This is a genomic window from Shewanella acanthi (assembly GCF_019457475.1).
GTDB lineage: Bacteria > Pseudomonadota > Gammaproteobacteria > Enterobacterales > Shewanellaceae > Shewanella > Shewanella acanthi.
The window spans coordinates 222,864-247,000 of the sequence record NZ_CP080413.1 but is presented as its reverse complement, the minus strand read 5'-3'; the positions used below and the strand labels follow the sequence as shown (position 1 = coordinate 247,000).

At 47.8% G+C, this 24,137-nt stretch carries 23 protein-coding genes and 1 riboswitch; of the genes, 5 read left to right on the top strand and 18 right to left on the bottom strand.

The features are described from left to right. Positions 1-4: 4 nt before the first annotated feature. Positions 5-511, bottom strand: a complete 507-nt coding sequence (locus K0H61_RS01185) for a 2,4'-dihydroxyacetophenone dioxygenase family protein (protein WP_220050960.1) — start codon at positions 509-511, stop codon at positions 5-7. A 46-nt stretch (positions 512-557) separates the two neighbouring features. Beyond that, positions 558-1,319 (bottom strand): SDR family NAD(P)-dependent oxidoreductase, encoded by a 762-nt coding sequence (locus K0H61_RS01180; RefSeq protein WP_220050959.1) that lies wholly within the window; start codon positions 1,317-1,319, stop codon positions 558-560. 141 nt (positions 1,320-1,460) lie between these two features. Between K0H61_RS01180 and K0H61_RS01175 the strand changes: the two genes are divergently transcribed. Next, the gene (locus K0H61_RS01175) at positions 1,461-2,468 is read left to right on the top strand and encodes a helix-turn-helix transcriptional regulator (protein WP_220050958.1); all 1,008 of its coding nucleotides are present in this window, start codon (positions 1,461-1,463) and stop codon (positions 2,466-2,468) included. Between the two features lie 100 nt (positions 2,469-2,568). Here K0H61_RS01175 and typA read toward each other — a convergent pair whose 3' ends face one another. Further along, a complete protein-coding gene (gene typA, locus K0H61_RS01170; RefSeq protein WP_220050957.1) occupies positions 2,569-4,380 on the bottom strand; it encodes a translational GTPase TypA in 1,812 nt (603 codons plus the stop codon). A gap of 1,027 nt (positions 4,381-5,407) precedes the next feature. On the opposite strand from typA, the gene glnA reads away from it, so the two are divergent. Both glnA and K0H61_RS01160 read left to right on the top strand, forming a co-directional pair. After that, complete coding sequence (gene glnA, locus K0H61_RS01165) at positions 5,408-6,817, top strand: glutamate--ammonia ligase (protein WP_220050956.1); 1,410 nt, start codon at positions 5,408-5,410, stop codon at positions 6,815-6,817. Positions 6,818-7,013: 196 nt separating this feature from the next. Next, on the top strand, positions 7,014-8,210 hold the full coding sequence (locus K0H61_RS01160) for a dicarboxylate/amino acid:cation symporter (protein ID WP_220050955.1): 1,197 nt from the start codon (positions 7,014-7,016) through the stop codon (positions 8,208-8,210). A gap of 87 nt (positions 8,211-8,297) precedes the next feature. Here the strand turns inward: K0H61_RS01160 and K0H61_RS01155 are convergent, their stop codons facing one another. Together K0H61_RS01155 and K0H61_RS01150 are read right to left on the bottom strand one after the other, a co-directional pair. Next, complete coding sequence (locus K0H61_RS01155; RefSeq protein ID WP_220050954.1) at positions 8,298-9,419, bottom strand: aminotransferase class V-fold PLP-dependent enzyme; 1,122 nt, start codon at positions 9,417-9,419, stop codon at positions 8,298-8,300. 4 nt (positions 9,420-9,423) lie between these two features. Then, positions 9,424-10,602: a PrnB family protein gene (locus K0H61_RS01150; RefSeq protein ID WP_220050953.1), complete on the bottom strand. Its 1,179-nt coding sequence runs from the start codon at positions 10,600-10,602 to the stop codon at positions 9,424-9,426. 242 nt (positions 10,603-10,844) lie between these two features. On the opposite strand from K0H61_RS01150, the gene K0H61_RS01145 reads away from it, so the two are divergent. Further along, positions 10,845-12,188, top strand: coding sequence for an anaerobic C4-dicarboxylate transporter (locus K0H61_RS01145; RefSeq protein WP_220050952.1), 1,344 nt, complete (start codon positions 10,845-10,847; stop codon positions 12,186-12,188). An 87-nt stretch (positions 12,189-12,275) separates the two neighbouring features. On the opposite strand, the gene K0H61_RS17755 is transcribed toward K0H61_RS01145, so the two are convergent. Continuing rightward, entirely contained in the window at positions 12,276-12,488 is a 213-nt protein-coding gene (locus K0H61_RS17755) for a DUF2986 domain-containing protein (protein WP_258405984.1), read from the bottom strand. A gap of 310 nt (positions 12,489-12,798) precedes the next feature. Here K0H61_RS17755 and K0H61_RS01135 point away from each other — a divergent pair, with 310 nt between their 5' ends. Beyond that, positions 12,799-14,970 carry a TonB-dependent receptor gene (locus tag K0H61_RS01135; RefSeq protein ID WP_220050951.1) on the top strand — a complete coding sequence of 724 codons (2,172 nt, stop codon included), beginning with the start codon at positions 12,799-12,801 and terminating at the stop codon, positions 14,968-14,970. Between the two features lie 75 nt (positions 14,971-15,045). On the opposite strand, the gene K0H61_RS01130 is transcribed toward K0H61_RS01135, so the two are convergent. The 12 genes from K0H61_RS01130 to moaA form a co-directional block, all read right to left on the bottom strand. Then, positions 15,046-15,216: a YqaE/Pmp3 family membrane protein gene (locus K0H61_RS01130; RefSeq protein ID WP_220050950.1), complete on the bottom strand. Its 171-nt coding sequence runs from the start codon at positions 15,214-15,216 to the stop codon at positions 15,046-15,048. A 121-nt stretch (positions 15,217-15,337) separates the two neighbouring features. Then, the gene (locus K0H61_RS01125) at positions 15,338-16,027 is read right to left on the bottom strand and encodes a TIGR01621 family pseudouridine synthase (RefSeq protein WP_220050949.1); all 690 of its coding nucleotides are present in this window, start codon (positions 16,025-16,027) and stop codon (positions 15,338-15,340) included. Positions 16,028-16,069: 42 nt separating this feature from the next. Continuing rightward, on the bottom strand, positions 16,070-17,326 hold the full coding sequence (locus K0H61_RS01120) for a sensor histidine kinase (protein ID WP_220052377.1): 1,257 nt from the start codon (positions 17,324-17,326) through the stop codon (positions 16,070-16,072). Positions 17,327-17,375: 49 nt separating this feature from the next. After that, positions 17,376-18,053, bottom strand: coding sequence for a response regulator transcription factor (locus K0H61_RS01115; RefSeq protein WP_220050948.1), 678 nt, complete (start codon positions 18,051-18,053; stop codon positions 17,376-17,378). 46 nt (positions 18,054-18,099) lie between these two features. Then, positions 18,100-18,621, bottom strand: a complete 522-nt coding sequence (locus K0H61_RS01110) for a hypothetical protein (RefSeq protein ID WP_220050947.1) — start codon at positions 18,619-18,621, stop codon at positions 18,100-18,102. A gap of 403 nt (positions 18,622-19,024) precedes the next feature. After that, positions 19,025-20,131 carry an ABC transporter ATP-binding protein gene (locus K0H61_RS01105; protein ID WP_220050946.1) on the bottom strand — a complete coding sequence of 369 codons (1,107 nt, stop codon included), beginning with the start codon at positions 20,129-20,131 and terminating at the stop codon, positions 19,025-19,027. Further along, positions 20,112-20,792 (bottom strand): molybdate ABC transporter permease subunit, encoded by a 681-nt coding sequence (gene modB / locus K0H61_RS01100; RefSeq protein ID WP_220050945.1) that lies wholly within the window; start codon positions 20,790-20,792, stop codon positions 20,112-20,114. The genes K0H61_RS01105 and modB overlap by 20 nt, the downstream gene beginning before the upstream one ends. Before the next feature lie 8 nt (positions 20,793-20,800). Further along, positions 20,801-21,607, bottom strand: coding sequence for a molybdate ABC transporter substrate-binding protein (gene modA, locus K0H61_RS01095; RefSeq protein ID WP_220050944.1), 807 nt, complete (start codon positions 21,605-21,607; stop codon positions 20,801-20,803). Positions 21,608-21,661: 54 nt separating this feature from the next. Beyond that, a complete protein-coding gene (gene moaE, locus K0H61_RS01090) occupies positions 21,662-22,132 on the bottom strand; it encodes a molybdopterin synthase catalytic subunit MoaE (protein WP_220050943.1) in 471 nt (156 codons plus the stop codon). 1 nt (position 22,133) lies between these two features. Then, on the bottom strand, positions 22,134-22,385 hold the full coding sequence (moaD, locus tag K0H61_RS01085) for a molybdopterin synthase sulfur carrier subunit (protein WP_220050942.1): 252 nt from the start codon (positions 22,383-22,385) through the stop codon (positions 22,134-22,136). 20 nt (positions 22,386-22,405) lie between these two features. Continuing rightward, positions 22,406-22,885 carry a cyclic pyranopterin monophosphate synthase MoaC gene (gene moaC, locus K0H61_RS01080; RefSeq protein WP_220050941.1) on the bottom strand — a complete coding sequence of 160 codons (480 nt, stop codon included), beginning with the start codon at positions 22,883-22,885 and terminating at the stop codon, positions 22,406-22,408. A gap of 125 nt (positions 22,886-23,010) precedes the next feature. Next, on the bottom strand, positions 23,011-23,991 hold the full coding sequence (gene moaA / locus K0H61_RS01075) for a GTP 3',8-cyclase MoaA (RefSeq protein WP_220050940.1): 981 nt from the start codon (positions 23,989-23,991) through the stop codon (positions 23,011-23,013). After that, positions 23,979-24,112, bottom strand: a riboswitch (molybdenum cofactor riboswitch). (Overlaps the previous gene by 13 nt.) Positions 24,113-24,137: the final 25 nt, after the last annotated feature.

Here is a 24,137-nt window from a genome sequence, read left to right as displayed (position 1 = left end):
ATCCTTATTCTGCGTCACTCATGCGAGCTTGAGCACCTGGTTTGATGTAACGAGCAGTGAAGCCCTGAGCTTTCGCCGCAGCAACAACAGCTTGCTCAATCCAACCGGCATCCATCATGAACATGAAGTTACCATCTTCATCAAAGTTCACATTACAACCAGTGATCACCATAAAGCCGTCAGCACCTTCAGAATCTGCAGGGCAGTGGAAAGTATGAATAGAACCACCTGGCTCATACAGGTAGCTGCCAGCAGTTTGAGGTTGATCTGGGTATTCTAGGTAGTTCCAACGGCCAGATAGTGTATAGAAATGAACAACACCAGTGTGGAAATGCTTAGGTAGAGTAATACCCGGCTTGAACTTAGCTCGGATTACCCAAGTGCCGTTCTCTGGATCTAAGAACAGTGGGTAAACATCAACACCAGGCAGTGCATCTTTGATGATGTTTTCTTCGTTAGTGTTAAGTGTTAATAAAAAGTCTTGATGATTAATAACGTCTGGTAATGCCATTTTGCGTTCCTCGTTGTTTTTATAATATTTTTAGGTTAGTAAGCCACTACCCCAGCAGTGGATATTTGAAGTTTTCGAAACCGTCAGAAGCATTTACGGTACAACCGTTAATGCAGTTTGCTTCGTCACTCACTAAAAATGCCACGACATCAGCAATTTCACTTGGTTGAGTGAAGGTATTGCGCATCTGTTCCTTGCGAATGTGCTCCCATAAACCCAAGGCTTCGTATTGACGAAGCATTGGCGTATCAACGCGACCCGGAGCGATAGCGCAAACGCGCACGCCGATGGGTGCAAACTCAAGGGCTGCACACTTAGTCATCATATCGACAGCAGCTTTACTGACGTTGTAGGTAAAGGTCATCTCTGCGGCCATTTGGGCATACACAGAAGACGTATTCATGATCACGCCCTTAGTGCCTTGATCACGGAATTGACGACCTGCGGCAACGATGCCATGGTAGACCCCTTTTTGATTCACATTGGTTACAGGGTCGAAATCGCCCACAGGATCGTGGTCTAAAAGCGGTTTGGCTAAACCAATACCGGCGTTGTTAATCATGATATCTAGCTGACCGAATGTGTCGGCAGCGTGCTTCACCATAGCTTCAACTTGTTTGAAATCGGTCACATCAACGGCGAAGGTCACGAGTTTATCGGCGGGAATATCTTGGAATACTTTAAGCGCATCGGCAGAGAGATCCGCAGCAACGACGCGCGCACCTTCGGTAAGTAGTTTTTGGATGATCGCTTGCCCTATGCCCCCGGCAGCGCCCGTTACTACTGCAGTCTTGTTGTTTAAACGCATTTTTGTGTCCTTTATTTTAAGCTTATAAGTGTAGTTATTAAGACAGTGTTAATCTAGACGGTTAATCCGACATAATCTTGACATTTGGCGAGTCACAGTTGATATTTCACGAGTGTTAGACCAAAGTAGACTAAGCAAACCATGTATCTAGTACGAAGTGGAGCCATCAGCCAATTTGAGCAGTTAGTGCTAGAGCTAGGTGAGAATCCTATCGAGATGATCCAGCAGGCTGGATTACGCCAAGCGCAATTTCGCGATCCCAATACCTATGTGGCCTACACTCGCATTGCCGAATTGTTGGAAATTGCCGCCCGTCGCTGCCAACAACCACTGTTTGGTTTGATGCTTGCCCAGCGACAAACCCTGCATGTATTAGGTGATTTGCCGATGTTAGTGTCCCGCGCTGCAACTGTGGCCGATGCGCTAACGAGGGTAAATGAATACCTGTATTTGCATGCCTCAGGGGTAACTCTGCAATTACATCCTATGGGCGAGCAAGTTCGCTTAGTGTTATCGATTAATGTGCATAGTTCCCGAGGCATAGACCAGCTTCTGCAAATGAGTGTGGCGCAGCTTGCAATGTTTGTCTCGAGCCTACTCAACATTAGCCTCAATACTCTGCCACTGTATTTATGCCAAGCTAAACCCATTGATTTAGATCTTAATCGTCTTAGCCAAATCGTGCGTTTTAAGGAAGGATTCGATGGCTTAGTACTAAAAAGCGCTCAGCTCACCGGCCGTAACTACCACGACGAAGAAGCGCTAAACCGCCACTTACAGCGGCACCTTCACTATTTACAAAGCCACTACCCCGATAATCTGGCCGATCAGGCGCGCGATTTAATACATCGGTTATTACCCACCGGCGAATGCTGTATCGAGCGGGTTTCTACCGCCCTTGGCATACACGAACGCACACTGCAAACACGGCTAAAAGAAAGTGGTCAAAGTTACCGCAAGTTATTGCAGGAAATCAGGCAAAACATAGCCGAGCAACAACTGAGTTACGGCACTCAAACCATCACTGAACTTGCACTGCAATTAGGTTATGCCGAAATCGCTGTATTTAGTCGCCATTTTAAAAGTTGGACTGGAGTGTCGCCAAAGCAGTGGAAACTACAACATAAAAAATTACCTATAGATGATTAAGCTTAAGTGATTGCCCTAAATAAAAAAGCCCCGCTAAGTTACCTTAGCGGGGCTTCATTTTTTGACTGTTAGGCTTTGACTATATCAGCCACAACCACCATTAGCCGCGGCTAGCGCGCTTACGGTCGTTTTCAGTTAAGTGTTTCTTACGAACACGGATGCTCTTTGGTGTTACTTCTACTAATTCGTCATCATCGATAAACTCAAGTGCTTGCTCAAGAGTTAAGGTGATTGGCGTAGTCAGTACTTGAGCTTCGTCAGTACCAGAAGCACGCATGTTAGTCAGCTGCTTACCTTTCAGACAGTTAACTGTCAGGTCGTTAGAACGTGAGTGGATACCCACAACTTGACCTTCGTAAACTTCAGCTGCGTGGCCGATAAACAGACGACCGCGGTCCTGCAGACCGAACAGTGCGAATGTCAGCGCCTTACCGGTCGCGTTAGAGATCAATACGCCGTTAGCGCGTTGACCGATATCGCCACCTTTGTGCGGACCGTAGTGATCGAATGAATGGTAAATCAGACCGGTACCAGAAGTTGCAGTTAAGAACTCGGTTTGGAAACCGATTAAACCACGACTTGGGATAACAAAGTCAACGCGTACGCGGCCTTTACCGTCAAGCTGCATGTCTTTCATTTCAGCCTTACGTACACCCAGCTTCTCGATAACTGTACCTTGATGTTCTTCTTCAACGTCAACGGTCAGTGTCTCGTATGGTTCACACAGTTCGCCATCGATGGTTTTTAAGATAACTTCTGGGCGAGAAACTGCTAATTCGTAACCTTCACGACGCATGTTTTCGATCAGGATAGATAAGTGTAATTCACCACGGCCAGATACCGCGAAACGGTCTGGACTGTCGGTTTCTTCAACACGCAGTGCCACGTTGTGCACTAATTCCTGTTGCAGACGCTCAAGAATGTTACGTGAAGTCACGTACTTACCTTCTTTACCTGCGAAAGGTGAAGTGTTGACTTGGAAGGTCATGGTCAGTGTTGGTTCGTCAACTGACAGTGGTGGCAGAGCTTCAACATTACCCGCGGCACACACAGTATCAGAAATCTTCAGCTCGCCTAAACCGGTAATCGCCACGATGTCGCCAGCGTTTGCTACGTCAACTTCGGTACGCTCTAAGCCCATGTAACCTAATACTTGGCCCATTTTACCATTACGAGTCTTACCATCGGCGCCGATTACGGTCACTTGTTGGTTAGTCTTGATGCTACCACGCTTGATGCGGCCAACACCGATAACACCCACGTATGAGTTGTAATCGAGCTGAGAAATTTGCATCTGGAATGGACCTTCAGCGTCAGCTGCAGGTGAAGATACTTTTTCAACAATAGTTTGGAACAGTGGCGTCATATCTGTGCCAACTTCGTCTGGATCTAAGGTTGCGAAGCCGTTTAACGCAGAAGCGTAAACCACTGGGAAATCTAATTGCTCGTCGGTCGCGCCTAAGTTGTCGAACAGGTCAAATACTTGGTCGATAACCCAATCAGGGCGAGCACCTGGACGGTCAATCTTGTTGATAACAACGATTGGCTTTAAGCCTTGAGCAAACGCTTTCTTAGTTACGAAGCGAGTTTGCGGCATTGGACCGTCAACGGCGTCAACCAGCAGTAATACTGAGTCAACCATAGACAATACGCGCTCAACCTCACCACCGAAGTCGGCGTGGCCTGGGGTGTCTACGATGTTAATGCGGTAGTCGTTCCACTTGATGGCAGTATTCTTTGCCAGAATCGTGATCCCACGTTCCTTTTCAAGATCGTTGGAGTCCATCACCCGCTCAGTTGCTTCTCCTCGGGTTGCAAGGGTTCCTGATTGCGACAGCAGCTTGTCAACCAGGGTCGTTTTGCCATGGTCAACGTGCGCAATAATGGCGATGTTACGTAAATTCTCTAGCACGGATAAACCTCTTACCATCAAACTAAAAATAGGGATATTTCGATATTCGTTACAGCTATCCACGTTAGCAATCTACGTTGAGTCGCCATAAAAAAGCGTGCCATTCTACTCTAGAGCGGCCATATCGCACAGGATTATTTTTGAACACTTATAAAACAATCCTCTCTTACACCAAACTAAAGAGTAAAAGTGGCGCCTCTGTAATGCCTGTCTTTAGATAGGCAGGGAACCATTAATAGCCCAAGTTGTTAACCCACATGAAAAAGCAGGTTTTCATTCGATTAGCCGCTAACACCTTAATGCACTAAAGCTTAAAAAACGCTCAAAGTATAGCCAACTTCCCCATCACATGTTGTTGTAGCTGTAACGCCTTGTATCAACTATCAAAAGGAGTGCTCATTCTTTAGCGATCCCAATTTCATTAATCCGCTGATTTAGCTAATTTTGCTGGCTGCTACACGGCTTTAAGTAAACACAATTCATCCTTTCGAACGATATTGAAGTTAAGAATATGGTATTAGATCCGACCGTAAAGACGGTATTTAGGTGCGTAAAGCAAGTATCGATTTAAGTTCGCACCGTTTTATGACAAATTGATTAGCAATAAATCGCCGAATAAAAAATGAGTTGCCACGGCTTTCCAATACAACTGATGTACTAACGTCAGTCTGCTTCATTTTGGTCACCTATAGGCAACTCAATGAATAATGCGTTTATTCTCAGCGGATTTGGGTAAGTTCCCCGCGAATTCAGCAGAGGGGCAATTTGCAATAAGGTGAGGCGCACTAAAATGAGCCAATCAAAACGCGCACCAAAATGGGATAACGCACCAAAATACCACAGACATAAGCACCATTATGGTGCATTAATTGAATCTATTGCGATGAACATTACCCATAACCATTAACTTTCAAATAGTTAAAATATTGGCATGGTTATCGCTTTATAGTTCGTAAGTTTGGCTCAGGTAAGACTTGAGTTAAAGATTATAGAAGGGACCTCCCTTTACCCTACTGGAGACTTGAGAATGTCAGCAGAATCAGTTTTAAAGCAACTTGAAGAACTAGAAGTTAAGTTTGTTGATTTACGTTTTACCGATACTAAAGGTAAAGAGCAGCATGTCTCTATTCCTGCACATCAGGTAGACGCTGACTTCTTCGAAGACGGTAAAATGTTTGACGGCTCTTCAATTGCTGGTTGGAAAGGCATTAACGAATCAGACATGGTGCTGATGCCAGATCCAACAACGTTCGTATTAGACCCTTTCACTGAAGAAACCACTGCGCTTATCCGTTGTGACGTTCTTGAGCCAGGCACTATGACTGGTTACGACCGTGACCCACGTTCTATCGCTAAACGTGCTGAAGAATACCTGCGTTCTACTGGTATTGCTGACACTGTATTAGTTGGTCCAGAGCCAGAATTCTTCCTGTTCGACGACGTTCGTTTCGGCACTGACATGTCAGGTTGTTTCGTTAAGATCGACGCTAAAGAAGCAGCTTGGAACTCGGGTACTAGCTACGAAGAAGGCAACACTGGTCACCGTCCATTCGTGAAAGGCGGTTACTTCCCAGTTGCACCAGTTGACTCATCACAAGACCTGCGTAGCGCTATGTGTTTAGTGCTAGAAGAAATGGGTCAAGTCGTTGAAGCTCACCACCACGAAGTGGCGACTGCGGGTCAAAACGAAATCGCAACTCGCTTCAACACGCTGACTAAGAAAGCGGACGAAATCCAAATTCTGAAGTACGTTGTTCACAACATGGCTCACGCCTACGGTAAAACAGCGACTTTCATGCCAAAACCAATCGTTGGCGACAACGGTAGCGGCATGCACGTTCACCAATCTTTAGCTAAAGACGGTGTTAACCTGTTCGCGGGTGACAAATACGCAGGTCTGAGTGAAACTGCTCTGTACTACATCGGTGGTATCATCAAGCACGCTCGCGCTCTGAACGCGTTCACTAACCCAAGCACTAACTCTTACAAGCGTTTAGTACCACACTTCGAAGCACCAGTTATGTTAGCTTACTCAGCTCGTAACCGCAGCGCCTCAATCCGTATTCCAGTGGTTCCAACGCCAAAAGCGCGTCGTATTGAAACTCGCTTCCCAGATCCAACGGCTAACCCATACTTAGGTTTCGCAGCTCTGCTGATGGCCGGTATCGATGGTATCCAAAACAAGATCCATCCAGGCGAAGCAATGGACAAAGACCTGTACGATCTGCCTGCTGAAGAAGCGGCTGAAATCCCACAAGTTGCGACTTCATTAGAAAACGCACTTGAGAACCTGCAAGCTGACCACGAGTTCTTAACTCGCGGTGGTGTATTCAGCGAAGATTTCATCCAATCTTATATCGCTCTGAAAACTGCTGAGTCTGAGCGCGTAAGCCGCACTACTCACCCATTAGAGTTCGAAATGTACTACAGCCTGTAATTTTAGGCGCAAGTTACTCAAAGCCCCGCTTAGCGGGGCTTTTTTATGGGCGCTCGAAAATTTCATTTTAAATCAATCATCACTTGCACTTAAATAAGACTGTCGTTAGTTTGAGACTGTCGATGCTGCATAATGGCGACCCATTAATTTCGGCCAATTTCATTCCTTCGCTCTTTCCTTCCATAGGCGTAATGATATGTGGCAAAAACTTAAACCCTATAAAGATTCTCTTATTTTGCTCAGCGCCCTTTTTATCGGCGGCCTGCTCGGTAGCTATTGGCCCGAATTCGCACTCAAGCTAAAACCCCTAGGGCAAATTTTTTTAAATCTGTTGTTTATGATCATAGTGCCCTTAGTGGCCGTGAGTGTGACCTCCTCTATTGCTCGGATGACAGATCTTAAAAAGCTAGGGGCAATTTTAGCTTCCATCATGGGGGTCTCGATTATGATGGCGGCGATTCCCGCCATCGGTATCACGTTACTTGCCCTCGCCTTTGACCCCGCACAGGGCGTGACCTTAAGCCTTGATAAAACCGTTAGCGATACCTCGGGGAATATGGATTTTGTGGCGCTACTCACCACCAATGACTTTTCGGGCTTACTGTCTAAGTCGAATATTCTCGCCTTGATCATCATGTCAGTGATTGGCGGCATTGCCATAGGTCAATCGGGGGAGGATGGCCGTAAAGTCTCCGCCCTGCTCGACAGTTTCAATACCGTGATTATGAAAATTGTCTCGCTGCTGATGGTAGTCGCACCCGTCGGTTTAGGTGCTTACTTTGCTGCAACCATGGCAAGCCAAGAGCCAGATGTTGTGGTCACCTTTGCCCGCGCCGTAGGCATCTTTTTGGCGGCCAGTTTTATTTACCTCACGCTGGGTTCAACTTTTTATGCTTGGTTAGGTGGCGGGCGAGATGGTGTTAAACAATTTTGGCGCCATGCGATTGAACCTGCGATTACCGCCCTTGGCACAACCTCATCACTGGCAACGCTGCCAGTCACTATGCGGGCGGCGCTTAAGATGGGCATTAAACCCGAAATTGCCGAAATCAGCCTGCCGCTGTTGGTGAATCTCAACAAGGGCGGCGCTTCAATTATTACCGCGCTGAAAATCGTGTTTATCTACTCCCTACTCGGACTCGATTTCACGACTGATGTGTTTGTGGTGACCATTTTGATTTCGGTATTGTCCGCCTTTGTGATTGGCGGTGTACCGGGCGGTGCCTTCCTCGGGGAAATCTTTATCGTCACAACTCTTGGCTTACCGATGGAAACGATTCCAATCTTAGTGGTGCTCGGCGCGCTGACTGATGCCCCTTCTACTGTGATTAACGTGGTGCACGATCTCAGTGCCACTCAAATCGTTGAGCGGCTTAATCGTAAACACACTTAAGCCACGCGTTCATTAATCCCTAAATCGACCCCCATAAAAAACCAGGCGATTGCCTGGTTTTTCTCATTTAGCTATTTACAAATGCCGTTAACGATTCGCTTTGATCACGTCCAGCAATTGCTGAATATCGGCTTCGTCGTTATAGATGTGGGGTGAAACTCGAATACCCAGACTGCGGGCATCGACACTGATATTTGCGTTGGCGAGTGCAGCCATAATCTTGGCTTGCTGCTCGCCAAATTGCAGAATTAAAGTGCCGCTGCGTTTTGCACTGTCCCTTGGTGAGGCAAGTTCGTTATCCAAATGCTCGGCAACCAAATCCATCAATTTTAGGTTATGGCGGCGCATCGCCTCCGAACCCATTTTCGCAAAGTAACCAATGCTATGTGCTGCAATAGCATAGGGCGCAATTGATGGCGTACCGCCCCAAAAACGCAGCGCTGTGCCATGGTAACGAAAATCGTGAATATCGAACTCGAAGGGATTTTCGTGGCTAAACCAACCCACATCCTGCGGCTGACACTGTGGCAGCATATTGGGGTTAATCCACAAATAGGCAGCACCAGGGCCAGAGCAGAGCCATTTCACACTCGAACCAATCATAAAATCGGGCTGCAATGCGGCTAAATCCAGCGGCAAAATCCCCGCCGACTGCGCCACATCCACTAGGCTTAAACAGCCTCGCGCACGGGCAAGCGACATAATCTGCGCTATCGGTGCCTGCTGGCCAGTATTGGAATAGGCATGGCTCACAAAGACTAAATCGACATCGGCGCTGATATGCGCATCCCACACGTTAGGGTCAGTCACATCGAGCCCTTTAGGGATAAAGCGTAATTCGCAGCCCGCAGGTAACGCCTTTTTCAAGGCAAAGCCCATGCTTGGAAAGTCGATTTCGCTCATCAGCACGACGCTGCCTTCGCGTTTTAGGCAATCGAGCGACATCACTAACTTTGCTAGCGCACTCGATAAATTCACCTGCGGACAAAAGTCCTGCGGCTTACCGTTGAACAGCTGTGCCAAGGCGTTGGTGAAATTATCAATCACCCCAAGCCATTGCCCCCATGGCTCCCTGCCCGAGTCCTGCCACGGTGACAGAAATGCCTCCTTAAAGGCTTGCTCGGTCGACTTAAGCGGACGTCCCACAGAATGGTTTAACAGGTAACCAGGGCCTGCGAGGCAAAACTCGGATTTAACATTTTCCAACATACGCTTACCTCAGGCTCGCCTTGAGCTTTTGCATATCGTCATAACGGGTGCGGATATCGCTGCGCAAAGCTGCCGCGCGTCTATCCCTTAAACGCTCAAGGGATGCCAGCAGTACGTGCAATGGTGGGCCGCTGGCGGTCACTTTACTCAGATGCTGCTGCTCCATATTTACTGACGGCTCGGCAATATATTTAGTCACTAGCTCATTATGGTGTTGAATCGCGGTCTCGCCGTGAAGCTCACAAACCTCAATGAAAAGCTTAAGGTTTTCTTGGTACCACTCTAAATTGATACTTGCCTCAGAATCTAAAAACGCATCCATCAGATTTGGACGACGCATACATTCACGCAGAATTTGCTGATCCTCTGGCATCATATAGAGGAACTTATCCACCAGCATTTGCGAGTAGGCAGCTTCGTTGGCAAAACATAACCCTAGGGTTAGGTCGATGACGTTAATGCCCGCAAAATCTCCGGCATTGGCACCGCGATACACAGCAGAGCCAACACGGTATGGCTTGTAATACGGACGCACACAGTAGAAAAAGCGGTCTGTATCTAAACGATTAAATAGTTCTTTATTAGACTCTCTCACATCCTGCAGCGCCTGTTTAGCGACCCGCAATAAATCATGGCTAATTGGATGGGAAATCCCTAAGGGCTGAATTTTTAACAGTGCATCGGAGGCGCGCTTATAGGCGAGAATGCCCTTAGTGTTGTAATCCACAAACAGCTTTTCATCGGGCAAGTCGGTGAAACGCTTATAAATACCGTTAACAGCACGGTTGTGGGTGGTTAAATGCGCAGTGGCAAAACGGGGGGTCACACCAATTGAAGCACCGATATGCATTGCCAGCGCTGAGGCTTCGAGCAATGGCGAGGTCATCTCGCGGGTGGGTTCGGTGATTTCGTGGCGACGGCAAGCGGCCATGTAAAGACCGACGTTACCGAGCAGGTCGAAGGCGCTATCGAAGCCCTCATCGGTATTGCCCTCTTCGAGCAGGGCTTTAATCAGTTCACGTCCTTCAGATTCCAGCATCTGCTTTAAATCAGTGCCAACATCCACTACATTGGCGCGGTCGGCTTGCTGATAATAGAGCGTTTCGAGCTGCGAGTTCAGTTCCACAAATCGGGTGCGGATCCACTCATCGAAGGCTTGAGTGTTGTAGGTAGCAGGTTTCACTTGGACATCCTTGGATTTTATTATATTTATCAGCGCAGAATACTGCTGGCTGGCGCAATCTTAACAAAGTCGAAACCTTCTCCACAAATATCTAGCGCCACTTCAAATTTCCAGAAAAATACCGACCTCTTTTTCAACTGCCGTGAGGCAACGCAAGTTCTTGTTTAGCAATCACTCGCAAAATTAGGCTGTGCAAAAACCAAAATAATGAATCTCAGCCCTGACGCGTAAGGTTAAACAACATGATTACTATAGAATTTTTAGTCGTACTAGGCTGCCTCCTAGTCGGTACTCGCTTCGGCGGTATGGGCTTAGGGTTAATCAGTGGTATAGGATTATTTATCCTCACCTTCGTGTTTGGCTTAGTACCTGGCAAGCCTCCTGTACAAGTGATGTTAACTATTCTTGCCGTTATTGGTTGCGCCTCCGTGCTGCAGACCGCCGGCGGCTTGAACGTGATGATGCAATTTGCCGAACGCCTACTGCGCCGCCATCCACAGTACATCACTATCCTCGCGCCATTAACCACTTGGACCTTAACCTTCCTCTGCGGAACAGGGCATGTGGTTTACACTATGTTTCCGATCATCTCGGACATCGCGCTAAAGAAAAACATTCGTCCAGAACGCCCAATGGCTGTGGCTTCTATCGCATCGCAAATGGGGATCTGCGCATCGCCGGTTTCAGTGGCCGTGGTTTCTATGGTATCCATGTTAGCCGCGAATCATGGGGTTGGTCGTGCCTACAGCATGTTAGAAATTCTCGCGGTATCCATTCCTGCGACCCTAACTGGTGTGCTTGTGGCCGCACTTTGGAGTCTGCGCCGTGGCAAGGACTTAGATAAGGACGAAGAATTCCAAGCCCGTATCCAAGATGCCGAGCAAAGAGCCTACATCTACGACAAATCAGAAACCCTGCTCAATCAAACCTTTCCGAAAGAAGCGTTTTGGGCAACGGGGATTTTTTTCGCGGCGATTACGGCCGTAGTGGTACTCGGCGCTTTCAGTGATTTACGCCCCGCCTTTGAGGTCAAAGGCAAAATCACCCCACTGGATATGAACCTCACCATCCAGATGATGATGCTGATCGCCGGCGCCATTATCTTGATGTTATGTAAGGTAAAACCCGGCGACATCTCAAATGGCCCAGTTTTTAAAGCGGGGATGGTGGCGATTTTCTCAGTATTTGGCGTGGCGTGGATGAGTGATACCTTCTTCGCAACCCATATGGATTTGTTGAAGGAAACCCTCTCCCATGTAGTGGAAAGTAAACCTTGGACTTACGCGATTGTGTTGTTCCTGGTTTCTAAACTGGTGAATAGCCAAGCAGCCGCATTAGTGGCCATTGTACCTATGGGACTGGCGCTCGGCGTCGACCCAAAACTTATCATCGCCTTTATGCCAGCCTGTTACGGCTACTTTATTATTCCAACCTATCCCAGCGACTTAGCCTGTATCGGCTTTGACCGCTCAGGCACCACGCGTATCGGTAAATACATTATCAACCACAGCTTCCTCGTGCCTGGATTGATTGGGGTTTTCACCGCCTCTGTTGTAGGTTACCTGTTAGCGACCAGCTTCTACTAAAACGATTAGCCATAAAAAAGGCCGACTCGATTCCCATCAGTCGGCCTTTTTTATAAAAGTGGTTACCGTGGCAGCTTATGCTGCGGTTCAACCAACAGCCTCAACAGACTGTGATTCCATTACTAGTCCAGCGACTTGAGTTTCAGCAAGTGGATTCTCAATTGCGTTGCTCGCTAATTCGGCCTGGGCTGCTCGCTCCGCCTTTGAAATATATTTAGGCTTATTGCTGCTATGCAGTTTGGCATTCGCTTTTTTTGCCTTCTGCTTAAGCGTCTGATTAATATATTTTTTGCGATTCATACTTCACCCAAACCAAGCTAATTTCGCGCCATTATAGCCCAATTGCCACCTCTACAGGCTAGTTGGAATCAAACCCAAATGCAGATCCTAGTTAACATGATTCTGCATGGAATATGCTAACTCGGTCACAAGCTGCGCTAAGTGGTTATTTAATGCACAATTTATTTACATTCGGCTAGACAACCAATATCGACTCCCCTAAAATCCGCAGTTAATAAAAATCGTTATCATTTGCAATGCTGTTTAATGGAATAGCACCATGCCACGGAGAAGGGCCAAGCAAATTAACTCGTCTTCGATAGGAAATTATATGACGTTCAAAACCTCGTTTGTTGCCCTCGCCGTTTTCAGCGCGCTGACTCAATCGGCAGTGGCACAGGATGCCCCTGATAGCGCTACTAACAAAAATAAAGAAATCGAAAAAATCACTGTGACCGCGAGCCGTATGGAAAAATCGCCAAGCGCGATTCCAAACACTGTGACTATCATCGACCAAGTGCAGTTAGAAGAGCAGTTCCGCACCACTAAAGATTTATCGACCATTATCGGTAACCTAGCGCCAAGCTTCACCCCAAGCCGTCAGAAGATGAGCAACACGGGTGAAACCCTCCGTGGTCGTCCACCTTTGATTATGATCGACGGTGTACCTCAATCTAACCCGCTGCGTAGCGGTGGTCGCTCGGGTCAAACTATCGATCCTGCGATGATCGAACGTATCGAAATCATCCACGGTGCGAACGCGATGCACGGTCTTGGTGCGCAGGGCGGCATCATCAATTACATCACCAAAAAACCATCGGGTGATGCCAAGCATAACCTAAGCTTTGATGTCACTGTGCCTGATTCAATGAAATCAAACGGCATGAGCTTTGGCGGCAGCTACGCTTTCTCGGGCGAGTCTGATCTTATCGATATGCTAGGCTCGGTGAGCTACCGCAACAATGGCGTGTACTACGATGCTAACCACGATGTGATTGGTGTCGACACGACACAAGGCGAGTCGATGGACAGCCAGAGCACGGACTTCTTCATCAAGTTAGGCCATAACTTCGATGAGTCTCGTTTAGAGCTAATGGTTAACCATTTCAATATGGATAACAACGGCGACTGGATGCCAGTTAAGGGCGATATCGCCAACGGTATCGCAACTGGTGCCATTGAAGAAAAACAACCCTGGGATGCGGCTAACAACCAAGTCACCACCAGCAGCTTAACCTACAGCCACCAAAACATTGGCGGCCAACAGTTAAGTGTGCAACTGTTCAATCAAGACTTCCAAGCTGTCTATGGCGGTGGCTGTAACAAGACCTTCTTCGACCCATCATTAGCGAATACCCCTGGCCTTATCGCCTGTACAGGCAGCAATAACGCGGCTTGGTACTACGACCAATCCCGTAACTCTTCGGTAAAATGGGGCCTTAAAACCTCATTAGTGGCTAAGGATATTGCCAATACCGGTATCAGCGCCGCCTATGGTCTGGACTTATTCCGCGACACCACAGAGCAGGACTTAGTAAAAACGGGCGTATCCTGGGTGCCTGAAAGCACCTACGATAACTTTGCACCATACCTACAGTTAGACTTTGATGTCATTAATGATTTAACGCTTTCGGGCGGGGTTCGTTACGAACATGCTAAGTTAAGTGTTGATGACTACAAAACCCTATACGGTGCCGGCAATAAGGAAATCGAGGGGGGCGATACTAGCTTCAACGAAACCCTATTTAACGTTGGCGTATCCTACAAAATCATCCCATCGGTTCGCCTATATACTAGCTATAACCAAGGCTTCGGCATGCCTGACATCGGCCGTATCCTGCGTGATGGCAATAGCTTCCCTGCGACCGACTCCAGCATCAGCAACTCACTGTCACTCGCACCTATCGTGACAGATAACGTTGAATTTGGTGCCGATTATCAAGGTGAGTTCATCAGCGCCAAGTTAGCCTATTACCGCTCAGCAACAGACTTCGGTGCCCGTTTAGCACTTAACAGCGATGGTTTCTACGATGTGAAACGTGAAAAAAGCGTGATTGATGGTATCGAAGCGAATCTGACCGCCTACCTTGGCAGCAACGATGATTTAGGAATTAACCTCGCGATGCAACGCGGCGAATACGACTCGAACGATGATGGCAAAACCGATACTGATTTAGATGGCGCCAACATGCCACCGAATCGCGTTAACCTGTTCTGGACCCACAACTTCGATAACCAAATGTCGACCCGCGTTCAGGCTAACTTCTTTATCGACCGTGACTTTACCGATGCCGATGGCGAAGAGTACGCCAACTTTAATGGCTACACGACAGTAGACGCCTCATTCTCAATGCCACTGTTCAAGGGCACGCTGAGCTTAGGCCTACAAAACCTGCTAAATGAAGACTATTTCAACTACTACTCACAAACCATGGGTACAAATGATCGTTACTTCAAAGGCATGGGTCGCACCGCGACTATCGGCTACAGCATCGCCCTGTAAGCGTTAATTTACGGAGACAAAAAAGCGCAATCTTGTTTATAAACAAGGTTGCGCTTTTTTATTGGCCCTTCGAAACTACTCGGCCTTAGTCACCACCCAGAGCGCATGCAGCAAACCGGGGAACCAGAATAACAGACACAGCACGATATTAATCAGCAGATCTTTACCCGCACCCGCCTTTAAAAACACGGCGACTGGCGGCAGAAGAATCGCAATAATGACTAGCAATAATTTATTTGTATCCATAACCTAATTTGCTCCTTGGGTGCAGATGGGTTGCTCATCCTGACCCTGTAAACTTCGCAGGAAGCCTTAGGTTTTGCAAATGCTTTATCCAAAATACCCTACATTTGCCCACCGTTAGCAACTAACGCGACGGCCATTCGAGCGATTCAGGCACCTGCCATTCATTAAACGCTGCAACCACGGAATCCGTCTTAAATGCCTCTCCCTGTTGCGGTGTATCCATAAAGCGATATTGCTGCCAAGTGCCAGTCCCAGCGTGGTAGTAGTCGAAATGTAAGCAGTAGGCATGCAGATAGCAGCGATCGGCCTCATCGGAGCCGTAGAGATTGTCCCCCAAAATAGGCACCCCTAAACTTGCCAGCGCGACACGCAGTTGGTGGGTCTTCCCCGAATGTGGCTTAAGTAAATACAGTCTTAAGCCTTCAGCTACACTCACGGAGAAAAACTGGGTTATGGCAGGATTTTCCTTCGTGCGCAGCAGCTTAAACATGCTGCGGCGGGATTTAGCCATATCGCCAATCACCCAGCCCTGCTTCTTCTTCGGTTTGCCCTTGGCCAATGCCAAATAATACTTTTGCACTTTATGGGCGCTAAAGAGTTCGGTAAGTTGCCGCGCCGCCTCCACATTTTTGGCCAGCAGCAGTAAACCCGATGTCGGCGTGTCTAATCGATGGACGGAAAACAGCTTTATCCCTAAATCCTGTTCAAGCTGAGCAACCACACCAGCCGTACCATCTTGACTGTGAAAATGCACATTAGCGGATTTTGAAATAACAATAAAATCAGCCTCATCGGCTAGGATTCGATACATGGCGAACTCGATAACTCATCTCTAAAGCAGGAAGGAACAACCTTAAAACCTAATGGTCACCAACAGACCCGGATGATTGTCTTCTAGGGTAATTTGCGCATTGTGCCGCGATAAGATGGCTTTGACCATAGATAATCCGAGGCCAGTGCCCTGCAAATGACGACTCGGGTCGAGGCGAACCAAACGCTCGAACACTCTATCTTTACTCTCGTCGGGAATACCTGGGCCATTATCGGCAATCTTGATGGTTGCGCCGCTCTGAATGATATCGATGCGGGCACCAGGGCCCGAATACTTCATCGCATTATCGACTAGATTGTATAGCGCTTGAAATAGCAGATATTTATCACCATTAATTTGATGATCGGTGAGCAACGACAGGCTAATGGTTTGCTCGTTAGACTCGGCCACGGCGTCGGCCATCTCAAGCAAATCCGTACATAGGCCAGCCAAGCTTAACTCCTGTAAATCTAGGGTCTGCTGACCTTCTTCGATACGGGTGAGGGATAACATGGCATCAAAGGTTGCCAGACAATGGTCGAGCTCCTCGATAATATTGGCGCAATCGTCACTGAGTTCATCGGTGGATTTAGCCGCTAACTCCTCAAGCCCAATCCGAATATGGGATAGCGGCGTACGTAAATCGTGGGCGATATTATCGGTCACACCTCGCACTGCCATTAGGTTATTTTCGAGAATATCCAACACGTTATTAAACTGCAGCGCCAACATATCAAACTCATCCTGACGCCAGCTTAGGGGCAGACGAGTGTCGTAATGGCCGCGCTCAATCTGTTCACTTAAGCGGTTGTATTGCACTAAACGGCGCAAAATTGCCTTGGAGAATAGATAGCCCAGCGCCAAGGTCAAGATGATCGTCAGCATCACCGCGGTAGCTGCAGCGCTAATAAATTTATCGATTAAGGTGGCTAAGTTGTCAGTTCGGGTGGCGATAAGCACAGGGCCGTAGCGGGTCATCACCAACCCGCCGGTGAGAATGTGCAGCTTATCGGGACCGCCGGTTAAAATCGGGAAATCCCGTGTCTGCGGCAACATGGGCATATTCTCGGGCATAAAGCTTAATGCCCCCACCATGTCGTAGCTATTTCGCCAAGCAATCAATGCAGTTTGAGGATCGGCGGCGCGGATTTGTGCCGCAAAACTGCTGCGATCGACGGTCAACGCTAACTGCTGATAGCGTAGAGTTTCGGATTCGAGATACTGGGTAACTTGATACTGTTGCTCAATAATGAGCTGGCGATAAAGAGCAAACAGCAGCGCGCTTATGATCACTGTCACTAGAGTGGAAAAAATAATCGTAATGCGCCAGGCGCTGCTTTGGTAAGGCTTAATGCCTTTGGCGTAAGCGATAACCCGCCCCTCGAACGGTTTCAATTAATTCGCCGTGACCTAGCTCTTCAAATTTGCGGCGTAATTTTGCGATATGCACATCAATCACGTTAGTTCTTGGGTCGAAGTGATAATCCCACACCGCTTCGAATAACAGCGTACGGCTGATGACCTGATTTGCATGCTCCATCAGGTACTTAAGCAACTGAAACTCTTTCGGCTGTAACATCAGCTCATGTCCATCTAGGGTGACGTTACGGGTGAGCAGCTCCATCTTCAATGAACCCACGACTAAGTCTGTCGTGACAGGTACCGACTGACCACGTTGCATTAGCTTTTCGGCACGTACGAGCAACTCCGAAAAAGCAAAGGGCTTAGTCATATAATCATCACCACCAGCGCGAAGCCCTTTGACTCGCTCGTCCACATGGGCAAGAGCAGAGAGAATTAATACTGGGGTTTGATCGCCGGTGGCCCTTAATGCTGCCAATAATTTAAGGCCATCGAGGTGGGGCAGCATTCGGTCGAGAATTAACAAATCGTACTGTCCGCCAGTTGCTAACAACAAACCTTGCTGACCGTCGCTGGCATTCTCAATATTGTGCCCCTGCTCCAAAAATCCTTTGACTATATATTCAGTCGTTGTCGCATCATCTTCAACTAAAAGTATTTTCATCTGTATGCTGCGCTCCTCAAACTACAATTAGCGGCCAAATCTACACTTAATCCCATTGAAGTAAGGGCAGTTGACGTAAATTTTCAATATCGAAGGCCAATTTGTACTTTCCGCTGTCATTTAACAATTTTAGCTCTAAGTAACTGATACCTAAGTCATGGTCTAATTTGGCATCGGTCAAAAATGCCCGATGATCCTTGGTCACTAAGGCAATAATTCCGGAAAATGTCTGATGCTTAGCCGTAATCAACCGACTCGCCTCTACCTCCCCTAAGTCATCCTTAGTCACTTTCACACCCTTTTGCTTCAACAACTTACCGTCACTAGCGCGGTATTCTAATTGGGTAATAGAATTGGCGAGGGGATTAATTAATTCGAAATGATAGACGAGATCACTGTCCTGTATTTCCATATCAAATTCGGCGATGACACCGATAAAATCCTTCTCAATTTGCTGCATCACACTTAGTGGTGGCACATAACTGCCCCCCACTAACATCGAATACATGCTCTGCGCGGCGGTCACCACCCCTGAAAGCAACATGATTCCTAGCAACCATAGTCTCATGGTTCCTCCATAAAAATCGGCTAAGTTTGTATCTTATGAGACAATCAGTTAGATGTCGATGGGCTGCCAAAGTCCGCCATCAACTCTGATAAATCACACCGATTATTGCCTTTAAAAGCTAATCTTTTTTGCACACCAACTTCGAATTCCCCACTCGCGCCATGACTTGATGTTGGAATTCACGCATAACCAGTACTCAAGTACGTATGGGATGCTCAGTCTAACTAATCGCGGCTAAAACACCGATGGAAACAAGATTAAGCTTTGATCATCTTAGGGATTTTACTCATGAACAGGATGAAAAATTAGGCAATAATTCAACCTTAAAATCGCAAACCTTTTGAATCGATTAAGAAATGAGTCAACAGATACCAACTGTTATTGGATTGGGAATTTTCTCATTCTAATCTTCAAGAATATGGATTTGCTCAGATTTGAGCGCCACAGTAGTTTGCATCCCCTTCGCAAGGTTAAGCTTTTGCGCCAAATGCAGCGGCACTTCGGTATTGAGTTGTAGCTGAGTTCCCGCCACAACACAGACTAGGCGTACCGACTCCCCCATCACCAGCATCGAATCGATAGTGACATCTAATTTATTGAAACTGCGACATAAGCGACCATTAGAAATCGAGTTAAAACGAATGCCTTGATTTGGGATGACCCAACGCACTTTGCTGCCGACGGGGCGATTACGCCCAAAATCACAGGCGAGTTGCTGATCAGCAAACTTAAGCCAGGTCATATCCTTAGTACTTTCCTGATGCAGCACCTCTGCATCAAAGATATTTCTTAGCCCCATCTGCCGTGCCACCAACTCATTGCGCGGCCGGGATAACACCTCAAATGGAGCGCCCTGCTGCAACATCTGCCCCTGACTGATGAGGATCATCGAATCTGCCAACAACAGCGCCTCGTTCAAATCATGGGTTACCATAATTACTGGGCATAACAACTGCTCCTTAAGGCGTGCAAGCTCGAGGTACAACCGCTCACGAGTTTCCCTGTCCACAGCCGAAAAAGGTTCATCGAGGAGTAATACTGAAGGTTCACGGGCAAGAGCGCGGGCAAGGGCGACACGTTGGCGCTGACCGCCCGACAAATGCATGGGTAGTCGGTCGGGCAGACCATGCAAATTAACTCTTTCCAGCCAGTCTTTAGCGCGAGCGACCCGCTCATCTTTAGGAATATGGTCGAGTCCCGCCACCACATTTTCTAGCGCGGTGAGGTTAGGAAACAATCCAAAATGCTGCGGCATATAGCCGATATGCCTTTGCTGGGGTGTTAATGCCGTGCGGGTTTTATCATTAAACCAAGGGGTATCACCAAACTGAATACAACCAGAGTCGGGATGATTAAGCCCTGCAATCATTCTTAGCAGGGTGGTTTTACCACCGCCCGATGGCCCGACTACTGCCAACACTTCACCCGCTTTACAACTAAAGTCGGCGGTGAGTTTAATGTGTTTATGACTTTGGATCTGACAATGCAAATCAGCGATGATTTGAGCCATGCTGACCTCCAAAGCGTCTCGATAAACTGGTTGTCAGCGCAAGAGCCGTAATCGCAAACAACAGCAATACTAATGACATAGTGCTAGCAGCGTTAAAATCGAAGGCCTGTACGCTGTCATAAATTGCAATTGAGATGGTCTTAGTTTCACCCGCAATATTGCCGCCCATCATCAGCACCACACCAAATTCACCGAGCACATGGGAGAAACACAGCACCATGGCCGTTAACACCCCAGGCCAAACCATAGGTAACTCGATTTTCAGCAGGATTTTGAGGGAACTCATACCGCAGCAAGCCGCCGCATCACGCACATCCTGCGGCACAGCTTCGAAGGCACGCTGTATAGGTTGAAGTGCAAAGGGGATATTCACCAGAATGGATGCGATGACTAAACCTGAGAAATGAAACACCAATTGCTGTCCAGTGAGTTTTTCGAGCCACTGCCCTAACCAGCTTTGGCTCCCAAGCCCCACTAACAGATAGTAACCAATGACAGTAGGCGGCAATACCAAAGGCACCATCACCAGCGCTTCAACCCAGGACTTGCCCATAAAGCTGCGGTAAGCCAAGGCGCGCCCCGCTAGAATAGCGAGGGGAATAAGTAGCAATACCGTAATGCTACTGAGCTTGACCGATAACCACAGCGCCTGCCAATCCATTAATATCCTTATTGATTAGGTAATCCAAAACCATACTGACTAAAGACAAGTTTTGCCGCATCTGTTTGTAAATATTGATAGAAACGCTGCGCCGTTGTGCCCGCCTTGGGCAGCAGGGTCATGCGCTGCTCAAGCGAACCATGGAGTGTTGCAGGCAACTCTACATAATTACCCATTGCCTTAAACTGGGGAGCCATCGCCAACGACAGGGCAACAATCCCGCCCTGAGTCGAACCACTCACGGCAAACTGCGCCGCCTGGGACACATTCTCCCCAAGGATTAACTTCGGCTGCAGCGGATCCCATAGACCTAAATTAACTAAGACTTCCTTAGCGCGCTCACCGTAGGGAGCATGCTCAGGATTGGCTATCACGAATCGATTAAGTTTCCCCGTATCCAATAGTGCCTTCACGCCCTTGAGTTCTGCATCGAGTGGTAAAGTTGAGTCCTTAGGTACCGCTAAAGCCAAACGGCCAACAGCATAAGGCACACCTTCATCTTGGATCACCCCCGCCTTATTGAGCTCACGAATGTATCTTTCATCGGCGCTGAGGAACAATTCAAAGGGCGCACCGTGCTGAATTTGGGCAACGAAATTGCCGGACGAACCGTAGGAAATCTTAAGCTTAAGACCTGTTTCGGCGGTAAAGCTTTTGGCGATATCATCTAAGGCGAACTTAATATTGGCCGCAGCCGCAATGGCAGGCACGTCAGAATCTGCGCGGCACAGTGATGGCACAAACGCCACTGAAAGGGATAAACAAAGGGAAAAAACGGCCCCAAAGATATGGCGTAGTCGACGCAAATTCAGCATAGCTAAACCTATAATAGCGAACCTAAAAGCAACAATCTTTCCGATTGAGCATAACTAGTTATCCTTGTGCTGCCACAACTTAGCGGCCTGCTCATCGGCATCCTTGGCTTCGACCCAATTTTTGCCCTTATCACCCGCTTCTAATTTCCAGAAGGGCGCCTTGGTCTTCAAGAAGTCGATAAGGAACTCACAGGCGGCAAAGGCGGCCTTACGGTGGGCACTGGTGACACCAATAAACACAATCTGCTCACCTAGCGCCATAGTGCCAACGCGGTGAATAACAGTAACCCTATTGAGCGGCCAGCGGCTTCGGGCCTCGGCGACAATTTGCTCCAGCACTGCTTCTGTCATGCCCGGATAATGCTCAAGGGTTAGATCGGTCACCACAGAGCCATCGTTAAAATCACGCACTTTGCCGACAAAGGTCACCACGGCACCGTCGCTATTATCCTGGGCTAATTGCAAGTATTCCTCGGCAACATTGAAATCATCAACTTGCACACGCACATTAGGCAAAGTGGTCATATTAACCTCCTGTCACTGGAGGGAAAAACGCGACCTCATCGCCATCGTTTACTGGCGTATCCCACTGGCTAATGGTCTGATTAACCGCCACCAGCAGTTTGTCTGAGGCTAACACTTTCGCCCATTTATCATCGGTAGCGGCTAAGGTTTCCCGTAATGCGGCTGCAGTTTGAGTCTGTTCGCTGGCCTCAACGGATAACTTGGCCGTCCCTAAAAGCTCACGAATTTGCGCAAAAAATAACACATTAATCATCTTTTTATCTCGTTTAATAATTATTCAGCCTTAAAGTGACCCGACTTGCCGCCACGTTTCTCCAGTAAGCGCACCTGAGAAATCACCATATCCTTTTGCACCGCTTTACACATGTCGTAAATGGTAAGTGCAGCCACAGAAGCTGCAGTTAACGCTTCCATTTCGACTCCCGTCTTGCCCGATAATTTACACAGGCTAGCGATGCGAACGCGGTTATGCTCTGGCTGGGCTTCGAGCTCAACTTCAACTTTAGTCAGCATCAGTGGATGACAAAGCGGGATTAAATCAGAGGTCTTTTTCGCGGCTTGAATGCCCGCGATTCGGGCGGTAGCAAACACATCACCCTTGTGGTGACTGCCGCTCATAATCATCTCTAGGGTTTCGCTCGCCATTTCGATAAAAGCTTCGGCGCGTGCCTCACGCTCGGTAACCGCTTTTTCGGTCACGTCGACCATGTGGGCATTGCCATCGGCATTAATATGGGTAAATACATTGCTCATAAGGGCGATCCTTTGTTCTGTATTTTAGGCAGATTAATAGGTGCATCTGAAACCAACGCATAGGGAAATAAACTGCACAGGCCGCCCCCAAACTCGACAAGAAGGAGTGAGGAGGCTATTACGGGTTAGCCGCCGATCGAAGCCAAATGCTGGGTCACACCTGTAATGCCCTGATGCAAATAATGGGTTTCTTTTTTCTGTGCTAATTGGGCATGCAAGCGCTCAATTAATTCCGCTTGTTGGTCAGGATGTTGCAGTAGATCACGTAACTCAAGCCCTGACTCGGTAAAAAGACACAAGTGTAATTTACCCTTAGCCGATACCCTTAAGCGGTTACAGGTCGCGCAGAAGTTTTTAGCATAGGGCATGATTAAGCCGATGCGACCTCTATAGTCGGGATGGCTGAAGTTTTGCGCTGGACCATCATCAATGTCGGCAATATCCAACGACCAGCCCTGCGACTGTAATTGCGCCTTAATGTCGGCACCTGCGAGGTGATGGGCCTGAAAATAATCGCGGCCAAGACCGGTTTCCATCAGCTCGATAAAGCGCAAATCGATAGGGGTATTTTTGATCCAGTTTAGGAAACGGGGTAAATCCTTATCGTTCATTCCCTTAAGTAATACCGCATTGACTTTGACCCGCTCAAATCCGGCGGTTAAGGCGGCATCGATACCACGCATCACCTCATCGAACTTATTCTCACCGGTGATTTGGTAAAACATTTTAGGATCTAAACTATCCACCGACACGTTGATACGACGCAGACCTGCGTCGAACCACTCCTTAGCATGCTGTGCGAGACGATAACCGTTGGTCGTAGTCGCCACTGTATGAATGCTAGGATTGTCGGACACGATACGAACGATATCGGTAAAGTCTTTACGCAGGGTGGGTTCACCGCCTGTGATGCGGATTTTTTGAGTGCCGACCTGACTAAAGGCGGATACGAGATTTTCGATTTCACTTAAGGATAAAAAGTGTTGTTTGCCAGTAGGATGATAACCATCGGGCAGGCAATAACTGCATTTGAAATTGCAAACGTCAGTGACTGACATCCGCAAATAGTGAAACCTTCGACCAAAATTGTCTTGTAACTGGGACATGATCACCTTTCCAAGTGTGGGAGGTGAGAGCATTTCTTTTCTCACCCCGGTGGCATTATTACCACGGCTATACCTCCATATCTGCTGACGTAGGTAGGCTAGCTCGGAGAACCGTCTACAGTGGATTATATGCCTAAAATGCCCCC

Bases quoted from the DNA above. Each gene is read 5' to 3' on its own strand.
- K0H61_RS01185 (WP_220050960.1), bottom strand. From the start codon at position 511: ATGGCATTACCAGACGTTATTAATCATCAAGACTTTTTATTAACACTT.
- K0H61_RS01145 (WP_220050952.1), top strand. From the start codon at position 10,845: ATGATTACTATAGAATTTTTAGTCGTACTAGGCTGCCTCCTAGTCGGT.
- moaA (WP_220050940.1), bottom strand. From the start codon at position 23,991: ATGTCCCAGTTACAAGACAATTTTGGTCGAAGGTTTCACTATTTGCGG.
- modB (WP_220050945.1), bottom strand. From the start codon at position 20,792: ATGGATTGGCAGGCGCTGTGGTTATCGGTCAAGCTCAGTAGCATTACG.
- K0H61_RS01175 (WP_220050958.1), top strand. From the start codon at position 1,461: ATGTATCTAGTACGAAGTGGAGCCATCAGCCAATTTGAGCAGTTAGTG.
- K0H61_RS01135 (WP_220050951.1), top strand. From the start codon at position 12,799: ATGACGTTCAAAACCTCGTTTGTTGCCCTCGCCGTTTTCAGCGCGCTG.
- K0H61_RS01160 (WP_220050955.1), top strand. From the start codon at position 7,014: ATGTGGCAAAAACTTAAACCCTATAAAGATTCTCTTATTTTGCTCAGC.
- moaE (WP_220050943.1), bottom strand. From the start codon at position 22,132: ATGACCACTTTGCCTAATGTGCGTGTGCAAGTTGATGATTTCAATGTT.
- glnA (WP_220050956.1), top strand. From the start codon at position 5,408: ATGTCAGCAGAATCAGTTTTAAAGCAACTTGAAGAACTAGAAGTTAAG.
- K0H61_RS01110 (WP_220050947.1), bottom strand. From the start codon at position 18,621: ATGAGACTATGGTTGCTAGGAATCATGTTGCTTTCAGGGGTGGTGACC.
- moaC (WP_220050941.1), bottom strand. From the start codon at position 22,885: ATGAGCAATGTATTTACCCATATTAATGCCGATGGCAATGCCCACATG.
- K0H61_RS01105 (WP_220050946.1), bottom strand. From the start codon at position 20,131: ATGGCTCAAATCATCGCTGATTTGCATTGTCAGATCCAAAGTCATAAA.
- modA (WP_220050944.1), bottom strand. From the start codon at position 21,607: ATGCTGAATTTGCGTCGACTACGCCATATCTTTGGGGCCGTTTTTTCC.
- K0H61_RS01180 (WP_220050959.1), bottom strand. From the start codon at position 1,319: ATGCGTTTAAACAACAAGACTGCAGTAGTAACGGGCGCTGCCGGGGGC.
- K0H61_RS01130 (WP_220050950.1), bottom strand. From the start codon at position 15,216: ATGGATACAAATAAATTATTGCTAGTCATTATTGCGATTCTTCTGCCG.
- K0H61_RS01125 (WP_220050949.1), bottom strand. From the start codon at position 16,027: ATGTATCGAATCCTAGCCGATGAGGCTGATTTTATTGTTATTTCAAAA.
- K0H61_RS01155 (WP_220050954.1), bottom strand. From the start codon at position 9,419: ATGTTGGAAAATGTTAAATCCGAGTTTTGCCTCGCAGGCCCTGGTTAC.
- moaD (WP_220050942.1), bottom strand. From the start codon at position 22,385: ATGATTAATGTGTTATTTTTTGCGCAAATTCGTGAGCTTTTAGGGACG.
- K0H61_RS17755 (WP_258405984.1), bottom strand. From the start codon at position 12,488: ATGAATCGCAAAAAATATATTAATCAGACGCTTAAGCAGAAGGCAAAA.
- K0H61_RS01115 (WP_220050948.1), bottom strand. From the start codon at position 18,053: ATGAAAATACTTTTAGTTGAAGATGATGCGACAACGACTGAATATATA.